Origin of the sequence: Vibrio vulnificus CMCP6, assembly GCF_000039765.1 — a bacterium.
GTDB classification, from domain to species: Bacteria; Pseudomonadota; Gammaproteobacteria; order Enterobacterales; family Vibrionaceae; genus Vibrio; species Vibrio vulnificus_B.
On record NC_004459.3, the window covers coordinates 3,114,577 to 3,130,769 of the forward strand.

The window sequence follows — 16,193 nt, forward strand, 5'->3', positions numbered from 1 at the left end:
TTATCTATATAGCCGAACTTACTGTACCGACCATAGTGATAAACTACGTTTGAAATCTTCGTAACCAAACTCGTTGAGTTTTTGAATCTCACCATTGGTGCGCTCACAGTATACGGAAGGCATCTTCAGACCGTTGAACCAGTTCAGTTTCACCATAGTGTAACCTGCACTATCAAGAATGTGCAGACGCTGGCCAACGTGCAGAGGCTGGTCAAACTTAGCCACACAGAATTGGTCACCTGCCAAACATGAACAAGAACCAATCACGTACTCATGTTCACCATTTTCTGATGCTTCAAGCACTGATGCAGGTTCTTTGTAGATCAGCGTATCAAGGCGGTGTGCTTCTGTTGCAGAATCTACGATTGCCGTTTTCATGCCGTTTTCAACCAAATCCACCACGGTCACAACCAAATCGGTGGTTTTAGTGATGATCGCTTCACCTGGCTCTAAATACATCTGTACGCCGTGCTTCTCAGAGAACGCTTTCAGCGCTAGACCCAGCTTTTCTACATCGTAACCTGGCCACGTGAAGAACACGCCTCCGCCCATGCTGACCCAATCAAGTTTGTTGAGATAAGCACCGAAACGCTCAGAGATGGAATCCAGTAGCGCGATGAAGGCGTCCACATCTTTGTTCTCACAGTTCATGTGGAACATCACGCCATTAATGCTATCGAATACCGCCGGATCAATATGGTCAGCCTGTACACCCAAACGTGAGAACTGGCGAGCAGGGTTTGCTAAATCTTGGCTTGCGTAACTCACACCTGGGTTCAAACGCAGACCGATAGACGCTTTGCCTTCAACGATATGACGGTGCGCTGCCAGCTGAGACTGTGAGTTGAAAATGATTTTATCGCACAGATCCGCGACTTCACGAACATCATCTTCGCTATAACCCACACTGTAAGCGTGCGTTTCGCCACCAAACTTTTCATAACCTAGCTTCACTTCGAACGGCCCTGAGCTCGTCGTACCGTCTAGGTAAGGTTTGATGATGTCGAATACACCCCAAGTAGAAAAGCACTTCAGTGCCAATACCAACTTAACCCCAGAAATTTCTTTTAACTGCTTAGCAATCTCTAGATTTTGGATCAACTTTGCTTCGTCAATCATGAAAAATGGTGTTTTCAATTGCTCTTTGTTCATATTTATCATCACTTTAACTGAACAAAGCCGGTGCAACGCACCGGCTTGAAGATAGGACTGAATAATACAGCGAAAGGCTTACTTCAGTGTATGAATCGTTGGTTGACCAGGAGCTAGCTCTAGCACATCCCAATCCAAGCCGATAGCTGGCATGGTTTCTAGGAACGGATCTGGATCCAACTGTTCCATGTTGAATACGCCAGCCTCAGCCCAAGCACCGCGGAAATACTGCAGTGCAGCAGTAATCGCAGGAACACCTGTGGTGTAGGCAATTGCTTGGTGCTCGACGTCTTTGTAAGCGACTTCGTGGTCTGCGTTATTGTAGATAAACACGCTACGCTCTTTGCCGTCTTTCTTACCTTGAACCCAAGTACCGATACACGTTAAACCGGTGTAACCTGGAGCCAAAGACGTTGGATCTGGCAGCATCGCTTTCAATACTTGCAGAGGCTGAACCACCGTACCGTCATGGAGTGTTAGTGGCTCTGGACTCAACAAACCAATGTCACGCATGCAGTTGAAGTAGTTTAGGTAACGATCACCAAAGCCCATCCAGAATTCAATGCGCTTAGCAGGGATGAACTCTTTCAGCGAGCGAACTTCATCGTGCGCCATTGAGTACACTTTGAAGTTGCCACATTTCGGGAAATCAAACTCTAGCATACGAGTGTGGCAAGGAACGCGCTTCCACTCTTCATTTTCCCAGTAGAAAGAATCCCCTTGGATTTCCAATAGGTTCGTCTCTGGGTCAAAGTTGGTTGCAAATTTCTTACCGTGATCGCCTGCGTTGATGTCCATCACGTCAATGGTGTCGATCTCATCAAATAGGTGCTTCACTGCATACGCAGCGAAAACAGAAACAACACCAGGATCGAAACCTGCACCAAGGATACCCGTGATGCCCGCTTCTTCGAACTTAGCACGGTATTTCCATTGCTCGTCATAAGCTTCTGGTACTTGCTGACCTTCACTACATAGGTCAACCGCTACCGATGTATCTAGGTAAGACACTTTCGCTTGGTAACACGCTTCCATAATGGTCAGGTTTACCCAAGGAGGACCTGCATTGATAACCAAATCAGGTTTTACTTCCTTAATTAGTGCAACCAGCGAGTCCACATCGTCAGCATTCACAGCACGAGCTTCAAGTTTCTTACTTGAATCTTTCAGGTTGTTACGACCATGAATCGACTCAATGATCTTTTCACACTTGTCTAAAGTGCGAGAAGCGATAGTAATGTCACCTAGAACATCGTTGTTTTGTGCTGCTTTGTGTGCAATTACCCAGCCTACGCCGCCTGCACCAATTTGTAAAATTGCCATAGTTTTCCGTTACCTTTATTGCGCTAGCTCAGCCGCTAGAGTGTTGATTTTAGATAGTAAAGATTCAAAATCTGACATCTTCAGACATGGGTTAAGAATCGTGAATTTCAGCGCGGTTTTGCCATCTACGATTGTTTCACCCAGGACTGCCACACCGCGAGTCAGTGCCTCCAGTCTCAGCGTTTTATTCAACTCATCCAGATCCGAACCTAGAGTAGAACGGAACAAGACAGTGGATAGTGAAGGTTCAGCCAATAGCTCGAAGCCCTCTGTATTACGCACTAAGTCAGCCACCTCAAGTGTTTGACCTAGAATGTGGTCGTACATCGCGCCTAGCGCTTTCGGACCCACGTTTTGCATCGTCATGAAGACTTTCAAAGCGTCAAAACGTTTAGTGGTTGCGATCGATTTGTCCACCAAGTTTGGCAGTTCGTCGTGTTCGCGGTTTAAGTAATCGGCATGGTGCAACAAGAACTTGAAGTTCTGCTTGTCGTTAACAAGCACAGCACCACAACTGATTGTTTGGTAAAACAATTTGTGGAAATCAACACTCACTGATTGCGCACGTTCAACGCCTTTCAAGCGCGCTTTCTGACTGCTCAGAATCAGAGCACCACCGTAAGCACCGTCAACGTGCATCCACAGATCGTGTTTTTCTGCCACGTCAGCAATGGTGTTCAAATCGTCAATCGCACCGTGGTCTGTCGTACCTGCCGTACCCACGACAGCAAATGGAATCAAACCTTCAGCTTTCGCCTGCTCTACCGCAGCTTCCAGCTTAGTCACATCCATTGTGCCATTTGCGTGTGCATCAATGGTCAGAACGGCTTTTTCGCCCAAGCCCATCCAAGAAGCGGATTTTTGCACTGTGAAGTGCGACTTCTTAGAACAGATAATGCGCAGTTTGTCAGCGTAATCTGGAAGACCAAGCTTCTGGATTGAGTGACCACTCAACTTGTCTGCAATCCAATCACGAGCCAGCATTAGGCCCATTTGGTTGCTTTGAGTACCGCCACTGGTGAAGATACCGTCTGCTTTCGCACCCAACTCATACTTGTCGCACAGCCAGTTAATTACTTTCTGTTCAACGTAAGTAGCTGATGAAGATTGATCCCATGAATCCATTGATTGGTTCAGTGCCGCGATCATTGCTTCTGCAGCCACCGCTGGCATTAGTGGTGGCGTGTGCAAATGCGCGATACAGTCAGGGTGCTGAGTAAAGATAGAGTTCTTAACAACGAGCTCTGTTGTTTCGTCGATGATCTCTTTTAGTGGCGCGTTTTTGTTGTCTAGATCAACCGCGTAAATCGCAGATTCTAACGCTTTCGGATCCATACCGGAGTACGGTGCATCCACTTCTTCAAACGCGTTCTTTAGTGCCGCAGTCGTGTGGTTCATCACCGAGGCGAACTCTTTACTGCCGTTTACGCCTGTGTGGATAAAGTGTTTTTTCCACTCGGCATTTTCTTCAACAGCTTTCAAATTGCCACCCGCAGCGAGAATCGCTTCTTCCAAAATACGTAGGGCAAAATCAATCTGCTCAAAAGAGATGATGAGAGGAGGAAGGAAACGGATAACCGAACCGTCACGACCGCCTTTCTCGACCATCAAACCGCGCTCTAGCGCAGCACGTTGAATGGCAAGAGTCAGTTGACCGTCAGACACAGGCTCACCAAACTTATTCAATTCTGAGCCTGGCTTACGAATTTCAACGCCCAGCATCAAGCCTTTGCCACGAACTTCCGCAATACAATCCACGCGTTGTTGAATTTTTTCCAAGCCGTGACGTAGGTACTGACCTGCCACATTTGCGTGTTCAACAAGGTTATCACGCGTGATAATTTCAAGCGCTTTTGCACCAGAAACCATCGCGAGCTGGTTACCACGGAAGGTGCCCGTGTGTTCACCCGGACGCCATGTGTCATGCTTTTTGTTAATCACTAGTAGCGACATTGGTAGGCCACCACCAATGGCTTTAGATAGACACAATACGTCAGGAACAATGCCCGCTTCTTCAAACGCAAAGTTATAACCTGATTTGCCGACGCCACACTGGATTTCGTCGAAAATCAATAGCATACCGTGTTCGTCACAGATACGACGAAGTTCACGTAACCAAAACGCTGGAGCAGGAATAACACCGCCTTCACCTTGAACAGGCTCAACAATGATTGCTGCAGGTTTCATGATACCTGCCTCGTCATCGTTAAGCAGACGTTCGATGTAGCGAATACTCGCTTTTGCACCTTCGTCACCACCCAGTCCAAACGGACAGCGTAGGCTGTATGGGAAAGGCATAAAATGCACATCCGACATCAAACCAGTACGACGAGCCTTGGTATTCAAGTTACCCATCATACCCATGGTGCCGTTAGTCATACCGTGGTATGCACCGCGGAAAGCAAACATGGTGTTACGACCAGTGGTTTGTTTCGCCAGTTTGATGGCCGCTTCCACAGCATCCGCGCCAGATGGGCCACAGAACTGAATCACACAGTTGTTGCCAAGCTCTTCAGGTAGGAAGGCTTTCACCGATTTGATGAAATTAGTTTTTGCTGTCGTCGCAATATCAAGCGTTTGATATGGAAGACCAGAATCGAGCTGCTCTTTTAGCGCTTGATTGATTTCCGGGTGGTTGTAACCCAGTGCCAAAGTACCCGCACCAGCAAGACAGTCCAAAAAGATCTGACCGCGAGTATCTTCCACTAGACAGCCATAAGCCTGCTTAATTGCGATAGGCAAACGGCGTGGGTAAGAACGTACTTCTGACTCGTGCTCAGCCTGATCAAGTAACACTTGATCTGGCGTTAAATCATAAATTCCTTCAACAACAGGAACTTGAGAAGAAAAGATAGTCGCGATAGTGTTAGTATCGACTTCAAAGGCGGTGCTCATACATTTTCCCTTGAAATAAAAAAATGATTCTCGCCCCCGGCGCACTCAGTAACTCTTAGTACGTAATTGGGACATGACCAAGCCTTCCGATTGGCGTTAAATAACGGGTACGGAATAGCGACCATTACATCGAATGGTAAAGTATCGGTCTTAAAATCAAGGCTCGGTAATGCTTCTGTTTTGCAAAACAGGGCATTCAGGAAGTATGAAGCTGATTAATGTGTGATTATTAAAAAAGTTCAACGTTGGGTTTCCCATTTACATGCCGCTGCTTAAGCAACATTAGTATCCCGTCTATCGACAAAAGGCTCTGTCGATACCTACCCTACGTAGTGTCACAATCAGCTTGAATGGTCACTACGCGTGTCCCCCAGAACTACTGTCCGAGATTGCGCGCGAATTTAGCACAATTAGAAATAGACTGGCAACAAGTTTTAATAATAATTTTGCCGATTAGCTCGCACTACGAAATGCAAGAATAGAGAATAACAAGAAGAAAACGGGACGAAACGAAGCACCACGGGCAACATCGACTTGAAGAATCGGTGAAAACAAAAAAGCCCAGCATTTCTGCTGAGCTTTCGTGTTTGGAGCGACACACGAGGTTCGAACTCGTGACCTCAACCTTGGCAAGGTTGCGCTCTACCAACTGAGCTAGTGTCGCATCTGTTCTCACGAACGATATTAAATGGTGCCCCGGGCCGGACTTGAACCGGCACGACTCGAAAGTCGAGGGATTTTAAATCCCTTGTGTCTACCAATTTCACCACCAGGGCACACAAAACTTGTTATGGCCTTCACCATCTCGATATCGCTTAACGCCATATCTTTAAATTTGGAGCGACACACGAGGTTCGAACTCGTGACCTCAACCTTGGCAAGGTTGCGCTCTACCAACTGAGCTAGTGTCGCAAATGGAGGCGCGTCCCGGAGTCGAACCGAGGTCCACGGATTTGCAATCCGCTGCATAGCCCCTCTGCCAACGCGCCTTACATCGCCCTTAAGAAGTTAGTCTCTCTTGGGTACGGGATGCATTCTACCCATTCATTAAAACGAGTCAACACTATTTTTTTGTTTTTTAAATCGTTTGAGCACAAAATGTGCTAAAAGCTGCAAATTGCTTATTTTAAAGGCAGATTTTTTCTAAATATAGTCAAGATTATCTAGAATAATCCTTGTCTTACACAACTTATACTTACGCCTTGCTCGCGAACTTCACGCATAAAAAAACGGGCTTGCGCCCGCTTTCTCAACATTAGTGATGTTCTTCATTCAACAAGTCATCTTTCGCAGCCATCAAGTACTGCACCATCGACCAGTAAGTAAGGAATGTGGCAATGTACAATGCGCCGAAACCTAACCAAACCATCCAATCGTCATAACGCCAAATTAATACCCATAGCGCAAACATTTGAGTCATGGTTTTTACTTTACCGACCCAAGAGACAGCAACGCTCGCTCGTTTGCCGATCTCTGCCATCCACTCACGCAGTGCTGAAATAATGATTTCCCTTGCGATCATGGTCACGGCTGGAATCGTTACCCAAATGGAATGGTAATGTTCTGTAATCAAAATCAAGGCGGTTGCCACTAGTACTTTATCCGCCACTGGATCGATAAACGCACCGAAACGAGACGTTTGACCCAGTTTTCTTGCTAACATCCCATCGAGCCAATCGGTAAAACCGGCAACCCAAAACACCATTGCCGCAGCAAAAGGAGCCCATGAATAGGGAAGATAAAACGCAACGACAAACACTGGGATGAGAAATAATCTCATTAGTGACAATATGTTGGGGATGTTCAAACGCATATTATTATTCTCTTACACTTTGCGCGCTAATGGTGCTGGATTTTCACTATTGTTTCAATGCTTGATAGATAATTTCTGCCAAAGAGTGACTGATGCCCGGCACTTTGGCGATTTCTTCAACACTTGCACGCTTGAGCTCTTGTAAGCCTCCCGTGTATTTCAACAGCGCCTGACGGCGTTTGGGCCCTACGCCTTCAATGCCCTCTAACGCACTCGTTTTACGCGTTTTTCCGCGCTTCGCTCTGTGCCCTGCGATGGCATGATTGTGGCTTTCATCACGGATGTGCTGGATTAAATGTAGAGCCGGATCATCACTTGGCAAATGAAACTCATCGCCATCAACCGTAATCAAAGTTTCCAAACCTGGTTTACGAGTGACCCCTTTTGCGATACCGATCATCACGGGTCGCTTCGGCCAATCTCCCCAGTATTGCACGATGATTTCGTGTGCTCGATTAAGTTGCCCTTTACCACCATCAATAAAAATAATGTCTGGAATTTTCTCGACATCCAGTTGTTTGGCGTAACGACGCTCTAAAGCTTGCCCCATGGCTGCATAGTCGTCACCACCAGTGATTCCGGTAATGTTGTAGCGACGATACTCTTGCTTTACCGGACCTTCACTGTTGAACACCACGCATGAGGCAATCGTGCTTTCACCCATGGTATGAGAAATATCGAAACACTCCATGCGAGCAATCGAGTCCATCGCAAGAACGTCACGTAACGCCTTAAAGCGTTGATTAATCGTCATCTTATGATTGATTTTGGTCGTCATTGCCGTCAGCGCATTGGTATTGGACAATTTGAGGTAACGACCACGTGACCCTGATGGCGAGGTATGAAATTGTACTTTCCGCCCAGCGACATCACTGAGAGCCAACTGAATCGCCTCAACATCCGCAGCCAGTTCCTGATTTAGAATGATGCGCGATGGAATCGTCCGAGCTTCGTTGTGGCTCAAATAGTATTGCGTCAAAAAGCTGTCAAACACTTCTTGCGCATTGGTGTTTTGAGGAATCTTGGGAAAATGACTGCGACTTCCCAGTACCTTACCTTGGCGAATCATCAAGATATGGATGCATGCAATGCCATTTTCTTGTGCAAAACCGAGCACATCCATATCTTCTTGGCTATCTTCCGAAACATATTGTTGTTCCTGAACACGACGAATCGCTTGGATCTGATCACGAAATTTTGCCGCATCCTCAAACTTAAGTTGCTGGCTCGCAATCTCCATTTTTTGCACTAGGAGCTCTAGAACTTGGTTATCTTTACCTTGTAAAAATAGACGTAAGTAACCCACCAGCTCTGCATAGTCGACATCAGAAATGACACTGCTGACACAAGGGCCCGCACAGCGACCAATCTGGTACATCAAACAAGGACGCGTTCGGTTAGCATAAACGGTGTCTTCACACTGTCTCACCGGGAAAATTTTCTGGATCAAGTGCAAGGTTTCACGTACTGCACCTGAGTCCGGATAAGGTCCGAAATACTCGCCTTTTCTCTTCTTAGCACCACGATGCAGAGAGACCCTAGGATGGCGATGGGCACTAAGGAAAATATAGGGATAAGACTTATCGTCTCGCAGCAGGACATTATACTTCGGCAAATATTGCTTAATGTAATTATGCTCAAGAATCAGCGCTTCCGTTTCGGTGTGCGTCACGGTCACATCAATTTTGGCAATATTACTCACCAATGCTTTGGTTTTTTCGCTGTCAACTTTTTTGCGGAAATAGCTTGAGAGGCGTTTTTTGAGATCTTTGGCTTTACCGACATAAATAACAACAGCCTCGGCGTTATACATACGATAAACGCCAGGCTGATGAGTTACTGTCTTGAGGAAAGATACCGAATCAAAAATTTGAGTCACACTAGAGAGTCTCGGTATCTAACATTCCGTGGCGAATCGCCAAATGGGTCAACTCTACGTCACCATTAATCGATAGCTTGCTAAACAAACGATAACGATAGCTGTTGACAGTTTTAGGACTGAGATTTAACTGCTCAGAAATATCTGTCACTTTCTGACCTTTCGTGATCATCATCATGATCTGAAGCTCACGCTCAGACAGATCCTTGAAAGGGTTTTCGGACGCAGGCGAAAACTGGCTTAACGCCATTTGCTGCGCAATTTCTGGTGAAATATAACGTTGCCCACTATGGACAATACGAATTGCATTCACCATTTCATCTGGGCCAGCGCCTTTGGTCAAATAACCAGAAGCCCCCGCTTGCATCACTTTAGTTGGAAACGGATTTTCCGTATGAACAGTTAAGACGATGATTTTTACATCTGGATTAACACGCAAAATTTTCTTGGTAGCTTCCAAGCCGCCAATACCAGGCATGTTCATATCCATTAAAACGACGTCTGCATGATTGCTACGACACCATTTTACCGCATTTTCACCGCTATCAGCTTCTCCTGCTACGTTCATTCCACGGACGTCTTCAATAATACGTCGTATCCCTGTGCGAACCAGCTCGTGATCATCTACAAGGAAAACATTGATCAAACTTGTATCTCCACACTATTAATTGGCTCTGTTCCACATCAAGTGTGGATATCAGTACAGTTGCCTATATTACCGCATTTACCGAGCTCGGTACTTCTATGAATATGTGCCGAAACGCAAACTTTAGCAAGGACTTATTGGATGCGAGAGCAAATATCAAAGGTCACTCTAACAATTTTGTTTTTAAAAGGAGACACTTACTTCGGAGCAATCGTCAGGAATTTTATCTCCATCATATTTATCACGCTCTAGGCGTACAAACTTTAAGCAAATGTGCAAGAAAAACCACTTAATTTCACGCGTTTGAGTGACAATTTGCTAACATCAGGGCAGTTGTTCTTAATTGGAATTCGGATTTGACCATCACTCACGGTTTTGTCTTAACTCGACATGCACGCGATCGCTTTTCAGGCACTCAAATTGAACTGTGGCTCTCGACAGAAGATGGGCCGCACCAATTGCTTATTGATGGCGAAAAACCGGTGTTTTTCATCGATGATACTCAGCGTGAAGATGCCCAACGCTTAGCAAGTGAACACCATCCCGATGTTAAAGTGGAATTCAAACCTCTTCCATTGAAAGACTTCTCACACACCCCTATGGCAGCGTGTTACTGTCAAACCAATCGAGATGCTTATACCCTCTCATCATTACTTACTCAACACGACATTACGGTGTTGGAGTCAGACATTCGCCTTGCCGATCGCTACTTAATGGAACGCTTTATCCGCGGATCTTTGGCGTTTACTGGTACTTTTAAAACGCAAAATGCCCATGTTCAAGTCACCAATGCCAAGTGTCGGCAAGGGGATTACACGCCAACGCTTAAAATGGTTTCACTCGATTTAGAGTGTTCAGAAAAAGGGATTCTTTATTCCATCGGTTTAGATAGCCCGATGGATAGCCGAGTGATCATGATTGGTGAGCCCGAAGCGGCCGACACACCCATTCAGTGGGTCCAAGATGAAAAACAATTACTGCTTGCTTTGATTGCTTGGTTTGAGCAATTTGACCCAGATGTTATCGTCGGCTGGAATGTCATTGATTTTGACTTTCGATTACTGCAAAAGCGCGCAGAGTGGCATCAGTTGAAACTGACTCTCGGCCGAGGCAACCAAACTAGCTATTTCCGCTCATCGAGCCAAAGCCAACAGGCATTTATTACCATTCCCGGCCGCGTTGTCCTAGATGGCATTGATACCTTAAAAACCGCCACCTACCACTTTCGTTCTTGGTCGTTGGAGTCGGTTTCACGAGAACTATTGGGCGAAGGTAAAGCGATTCACAATGTGCACGATCGCATGGCCGAAATTAATCACATGTTTCGCCACGACAAGCCTTCCCTCGCGAAATACAACTTACAAGATTGCGTCTTGGTCAATCGTATTTTCGCTCACACTCATCTGCTCGAGTACGTGATTGAACGGTCTAAATTAACGGGCGTCGAACTGGATCGTGTCGGGGGCTCTGTGGCGGCCTTTACCAACCTCTACCTACCGCAATTGCATCGCGCAGGTTACATTGCGCCCAATTTACAGCCTGAGAATTGGGTTGCGAGCCCTGGTGGTTACGTTATGGACTCGCTGCCCGGACTTTACGATTCTGTTTTAGTGCTCGATTTTAAGAGTCTTTATCCATCGATTATTCGATCGTTTCTGATCGACCCACTTGGGTTAGTTGAAGGGCTTAAATTAGAAAGTGGCAAAGCGCCACACCAAGCCGTTCCGGGCTTTCGTGGTGGCCAGTTTCATCGCACTAAGCACTTTCTGCCCGAGATGATCGAGACATTGTGGCATGCTCGAGATGTCGCGAAACGCAACAACGACAAAGCCTTCTCTCAAGCAATTAAGATCATCATGAACTCATTTTATGGGGTACTTGGCTCATCGGGCTGCCGTTTTTTTGATACTCGGTTGGCCTCAAGCATCACGATGCGCGGGCATGAGATCATGAAGCAGACAAAATTGCTGATTGAACAGCAGGGCTATCAAGTCATTTATGGTGACACGGACTCAACCTTTGTTTCGCTCAATGGTCGTTTCGAGCAGCCAGAAGCCGATGCAATTGGTCGCCAATTGGTTAGCCTGATTAACCAATGGTGGAAGCAACATCTTGAGCAAGAGTTCAATTTAAACTCCATCCTTGAACTTGAATACGAAACCCACTATCGCAAATTTTTGATGCCAACCATCCGTGGCGCCGAAACAGGCTCGAAGAAACGGTATGCAGGATTGATTCAACAAGGCAGCGAAGAGAGAATCGTATTTAAAGGCTTAGAAAGTGCGAGAACGGACTGGACGCCATTGGCACAACGTTTCCAGCACCAACTCTATATGATGATCTTTCACGACCAAGATCCGACTGACTATGTGCGTGAGATGGTTGAACAAACTCGAGCGGGGGCATTTGATGATGAGCTGGTCTATCAAAAACGCTTACGCAGAAAACTCAGTGACTATCAGAAAAACGTTCCGCCTCAAGTTCGGGCGGCAAGAATGGCCGACGAAATCAATGCGCGCTTAGGGCGACCACTTCAATATCAAAATCGAGCACGTATTGAGTATCTCATTACGCTCAATGGGCCAGAACCCAAGGAATACCAATCCAGCGCGATCGATTACCAACATTATGTCGATAAACAGCTCAAACCGGTTGCCGATGCCATTCTACCTTTTATTGGTAAAGACTTTAGCCAGTTAGCCGATGCGCAATTAGGTCTTTTCTAATCCACTTCCACGACTGGAGTGAGTCGGTTGGCGTTGATGCAGTATTGGATAAATGAGTTGTGTTGCAATGAACGGCTGTAATACCAGCCCTGTATCGAGATGTGCTCTTTCGCGGGAATGTGGTTCAATTGCTGTTGCGATTCAACCCCTTCAATAACCACTTCTAGTCCCAGTTGCTCGGCCACAGAAAGAAGGCTCATGAACACTTTTTTTCCTTTCTCGTTATCAAGTGCCAAAACAAAGGAACGATCGACTTTAATCGCGTCGACTTCAAATCGATTGAGGTAAGACAACGAGGAGAAACCCGTCCCAAAGTCATCAATATACACCGCTACGCCCAATTGATGTAGCAGGTTAAAAGAACGCGCCAGTACCTGCTCATCCACCAGCAACGTCTCTTCGGTGATTTCAATGTGTACTTGTGACGCGACAGGAGCCAAAATGTATTCCAGTTTATCCATACACTCTTGGTCAGCAAGAAAAGCAGGGGTAAGGTTGATGCTAACAGGCACATACAAGCCAATGCGGTTCCACTCTTGAATGTCTTTTGCGACCGTTTTCAGCACCCAAAGATCCACATCTTTCATCAAGCCCGCTTCTTCGAGCCATGGCAAGAACGTACCGGGATACACCAGCGTGCCATCGGGTTCGATAGCTCGAATTAACGCTTCACAACCAACCACACGGCCGGTTTGATGAGAAACTTGCGGTTGATATTCCAGGCAAAACTCTTTGCTACCAATGTGCTCTAATCGTTGTTCAACTTCCTGAGCACGGCGAGCGCGATCATTTGCAGTCGCAATGGGGTCATCTTTTAATGTGTCCGCTTCTTCTCTGCGTCTCACGTACACCGTATCAAGAAAATCAATTTTGATTTCGCGATTGCTGTACAACCGATTGAGGTTTCTCACCGATGGATAGTAGATCACCACACCAACGGCAATGTTAAAGAGTTGCAGCAGCACCCCACCCCAGTCACCAGATGTTGCTAACCACGCGTTAATAATAATTGGCGCATTAAAAGGCACACTTGCGCTTGGCACGTTGATAACACCGACTTCAATCGCAAGCAAGGTCGTCACCACGTGCACCGCCGGTGTTAAAAAAAACGGTAAAAACATACGTGGATTCAAAATAATGGGCAGACCAAACAGCAAAATTTCATTGACGTTAATTAAGCCAATAGGGATAGAGGCGATCGCTATTAATTTGAGACTTTTCTGCTTCGCAAACAATAACATGGCGATGACTAATGACAGTGTTGCTCCGCTCCCTCCAATGAAGACAAAGGTCCCCATCATGGAAAGGTTCATCGCATAATGTCCTTCACCTCCGGCGACAAAGGTGGAATAGTTCAACGAACTTGCTTGCTGTAACAGCTCAACCAGTGGCAACAGTGCGTAGTAACCGTGAACACCGAGGAACCATAACAACGAGTTCATCGCGGCAAAGGTGATACCAAACTCATACGGCTCATTGGCATAATCGAGTTGTACTAATTTCAACCCATCACCAAAGCTGATCATGCTGAATATTAAGTAATTAATCACCACGACAATAAACGCAGTTAGCAGTGCGGGTAAAACAAGATTCAACGATTCTTTGACCAGCTTACCTCCACTGTCGGAGTTGGTGATGCGCAATTGAGGCACGTGCAGCAAATGCGCCAAGATAGGAATCGCGTACAGCGGCGTCACAATCGCAATGACGATGTGAAACATTTTCAACGTGTCATCAGCGGGTACGACATGACCAACAATAAGGAGAAAAATAATCGAAAGTAGGGCCATCGGTGGGCGAGCTAATTTCCATTGCATCGCCAGCACATAAGAGATGGTCGCCGTCATAAGATAGGGAAAAAACGCCGCAATCGCGTTATGCACATCATACAGTGCATTGATCCAGCCACTTCGACCACCGCCAACAAACTCCCCCATACTGGCAAAGAACAGCGCAAAAGCCGATAACATCAAACAGGGAATCAGCCAAATCATCCCTTCGCGAATTGCCTGCAATGATGGGGCGAGTCGTTTGCTCACCTTCTTCAAATTGATGCCAACGACCGTCCACGATAAGCTTGCCTGCTTTTCCATGTGCTGATCCTGTAATCGCCTTCACCTTTTAAAGTTAGCACAGAACAGCAGATAGACTACATTAGTAATCACTAAATCATCAATTGAGAACGGTATGATTAGCCGATTTTAAATTCCGTTTTTTGATATTGCTTCACTAGCCACTCACCAAACCCATCCAATAGCCCTATAACCGAACGTTTGGGAATGGCTTGACCCGCCAACAATATCGTTAGACGACGAATCTCGACTTCTTTTTCTGGATGGTATTGAAGGAATTGGCGGCCACACTCTAATGGGTCGTCGTACCAACGCTGATCTTTGTACATCACCAATGAATAGCTTGCCCGCAAAAGTTTTTTAGCGATGACCTTTTGCGGTTCAATTTGTTGCTCAACGGAAGTCGCGCGAGCAATTTTGTTGCGATATACCGCAAGCCAATCCTCGACATCCATATTCCAATGCTTAGCGATTTCCCAACTAGGAACATATTCACCAAAACACTCCGCAAGATCACTACCATACACACAGACACAGCAGTGTTTGAGCATAAAGCCCCAAGTAAAAAGACTGTCTAAAGAAGCAATGTCTCGTACTTCCGCCGTTTTTACCGCCACTCCGGTCACTTGGGGAAAACTTTTTTGCACGCGCCATTTCAACGTGTTAAATACCGTGGCTCTTTGCTCGGTAAATGGACGATGGGTAACCACAACAATATCGAGATTCGACTTGCCTTCCTGCGCCGTTTTCCTTGCGACACTGCCATAAACATAGACGCTGTGGAGGTTGTCTCCCAAGCCACTTTTTAGGCACATCAATACATCTTTGATAACGGGCTCAAATTTCGCTTGGAAAGGTTGTTTGGGATCGATAACAGGTAGAGTCATTAATCGGATACGAAGTTGATAATTCTAAGAAACGCCCAATCTTCGCTTAGCTTACACGAGGAATCAAGCCTTGAGTGCGCAACTGATCTCGGTCGTCGCGACATTCAGATACAAGAGTAAGACTTTGGTGCGCAAATAGACAAGTTATTCGATTCCAGTACTCGCAAGTTACGCAGAGTTGAGTATATAATTCGGCGATTTTGATCAACCCTAAAACGCGATAGGAACTGATATGCCAAAGGCAAGTGAAATTAAAAAAGGTTTTGCAATTGAATCTAACGGCAAAACCCTTCTGGTTAAAGACATCGAAGTAACAACTCCAGGTGGCCGTGGTGGTTCTAAGATCTACAAAATGCGTTGTACCGATCTAGCAACTGGCGCTCGCGTCGAAGAGCGTTACAAATCTGATGACGTGGTAGAAACGGTGGAAATGAACAAAAAAGCTGTGTCATTTTCTTACGTCGACGGCGATGACTACATCTTCATGGATAACGCAGACTACTCTCAATACGTTTTCAAACACGCTGACGTTGAAGATGATCTGTTGTTCATCAACGAAGATACTCAAGGTATCCACGTTATCCTAGTTAACGGTGAATCCGTAGGCCTAGAGCTTCCTTCATCTGTTGAACTTGTGATTGAAGAGACCGATCCATCAATCAAAGGCGCTTCTGCATCTGCTCGTACTAAACCTGCTCGCCTATCAACTGGCTTAGTAGTACAAGTACCTGAGTACATTGCAACAGGTGATCGCGTGATCATCAACACGGCAGAACGTAAGTACATGAGCCGAGCGTAAG

10 protein-coding genes and 4 tRNA genes are annotated in these 16,193 nt (G+C 46.1%); 2 read left to right on the forward strand and 12 right to left on the reverse strand.

Going from position 1 to position 16,193, the window contains the following annotated elements; genetic code table 11:
* Window positions 1–18 precede the first annotated feature (18 nt).
* From nspC to uvrY, 10 genes are all read right to left on the reverse strand, one after another.
* The gene (nspC, locus tag VV1_RS14435) at window positions 19–1,152 is read right to left on the reverse strand and encodes a carboxynorspermidine decarboxylase (RefSeq protein WP_011080852.1); all 1,134 of its coding nucleotides are present in this window, start codon (window positions 1,150–1,152) and stop codon (window positions 19–21) included.
* A gap of 78 nt (window positions 1,153–1,230) precedes the next feature.
* Window positions 1,231–2,475, reverse strand: a complete 1,245-nt coding sequence (locus VV1_RS14440) for a carboxynorspermidine synthase (RefSeq protein ID WP_011080853.1) — start codon at window positions 2,473–2,475, stop codon at window positions 1,231–1,233.
* Window positions 2,476–2,490: 15 nt separating this feature from the next.
* Entirely contained in the window at window positions 2,491–5,370 is a 2,880-nt protein-coding gene (locus VV1_RS14445) for a pyridoxal phosphate-dependent class III aminotransferase (RefSeq protein ID WP_011080854.1), read from the reverse strand.
* A gap of 588 nt (window positions 5,371–5,958) precedes the next feature.
* Window positions 5,959–6,034, reverse strand: a tRNA-Gly gene (locus tag VV1_RS14450).
* A gap of 25 nt (window positions 6,035–6,059) precedes the next feature.
* Window positions 6,060–6,146 (reverse strand) — tRNA-Leu (locus tag VV1_RS14455).
* 60 nt (window positions 6,147–6,206) lie between these two features.
* Window positions 6,207–6,282, reverse strand: a tRNA-Gly gene (locus VV1_RS14460).
* A gap of 3 nt (window positions 6,283–6,285) precedes the next feature.
* Window positions 6,286–6,359, reverse strand: a tRNA-Cys gene (locus VV1_RS14465).
* Window positions 6,360–6,625: 266 nt separating this feature from the next.
* Entirely contained in the window at window positions 6,626–7,183 is a 558-nt protein-coding gene (pgsA, locus tag VV1_RS14470) for a CDP-diacylglycerol--glycerol-3-phosphate 3-phosphatidyltransferase (RefSeq protein WP_011080855.1), read from the reverse strand.
* 46 nt (window positions 7,184–7,229) lie between these two features.
* A complete protein-coding gene (gene uvrC / locus VV1_RS14475; protein WP_011080856.1) occupies window positions 7,230–9,062 on the reverse strand; it encodes an excinuclease ABC subunit UvrC in 1,833 nt (610 codons plus the stop codon).
* Between the two features lies 1 nt (window position 9,063).
* Window positions 9,064–9,708 (reverse strand): UvrY/SirA/GacA family response regulator transcription factor, encoded by a 645-nt coding sequence (uvrY, locus tag VV1_RS14480; RefSeq protein ID WP_011080857.1) that lies wholly within the window; start codon window positions 9,706–9,708, stop codon window positions 9,064–9,066.
* A 356-nt stretch (window positions 9,709–10,064) separates the two neighbouring features.
* Between uvrY and VV1_RS14485 the strand changes: the two genes are divergently transcribed.
* Complete coding sequence (locus VV1_RS14485; RefSeq protein WP_011080858.1) at window positions 10,065–12,434, forward strand: DNA polymerase II; 2,370 nt, start codon at window positions 10,065–10,067, stop codon at window positions 12,432–12,434.
* Here the strand turns inward: VV1_RS14485 and VV1_RS14490 are convergent.
* Window positions 12,431–14,527, reverse strand: coding sequence for a PTS sugar transporter subunit IIC/EAL domain-containing protein (locus tag VV1_RS14490; RefSeq protein WP_011080859.1), 2,097 nt, complete (start codon window positions 14,525–14,527; stop codon window positions 12,431–12,433). The two genes, VV1_RS14485 and VV1_RS14490, sit on opposite strands and share 4 nt — an antisense overlap.
* A gap of 98 nt (window positions 14,528–14,625) precedes the next feature.
* Window positions 14,626–15,393: a nucleotidyltransferase domain-containing protein gene (locus VV1_RS14495; RefSeq protein WP_011080860.1), complete on the reverse strand. Its 768-nt coding sequence runs from the start codon at window positions 15,391–15,393 to the stop codon at window positions 14,626–14,628.
* Between the two features lie 232 nt (window positions 15,394–15,625).
* Here VV1_RS14495 and efpL point away from each other — a divergent pair, with 232 nt between their 5' ends.
* On the forward strand, window positions 15,626–16,192 hold the full coding sequence (efpL, locus tag VV1_RS14500) for an elongation factor P-like protein EfpL (RefSeq protein ID WP_011080861.1): 567 nt from the start codon (window positions 15,626–15,628) through the stop codon (window positions 16,190–16,192).
* Window position 16,193: the final 1 nt, after the last annotated feature.

Excerpts from the sequence above, each read along its gene's own strand:
- nspC (WP_011080852.1), bottom strand. The coding sequence starts at position 1,152 with ATGAACAAAGAGCAATTGAAAACACCATTTTTCATGATTGACGAAGCA.
- pgsA (WP_011080855.1), bottom strand. The coding sequence starts at position 7,183 with ATGCGTTTGAACATCCCCAACATATTGTCACTAATGAGATTATTTCTC.
- efpL (WP_011080861.1), top strand. The coding sequence starts at position 15,626 with ATGCCAAAGGCAAGTGAAATTAAAAAAGGTTTTGCAATTGAATCTAAC.
- VV1_RS14490 (WP_011080859.1), bottom strand. The coding sequence starts at position 14,527 with ATGGAAAAGCAGGCAAGCTTATCGTGGACGGTCGTTGGCATCAATTTG.
- VV1_RS14440 (WP_011080853.1), bottom strand. The coding sequence starts at position 2,475 with ATGGCAATTTTACAAATTGGTGCAGGCGGCGTAGGCTGGGTAATTGCA.
- VV1_RS14495 (WP_011080860.1), bottom strand. The coding sequence starts at position 15,393 with ATGACTCTACCTGTTATCGATCCCAAACAACCTTTCCAAGCGAAATTT.
- VV1_RS14445 (WP_011080854.1), bottom strand. The coding sequence starts at position 5,370 with ATGAGCACCGCCTTTGAAGTCGATACTAACACTATCGCGACTATCTTT.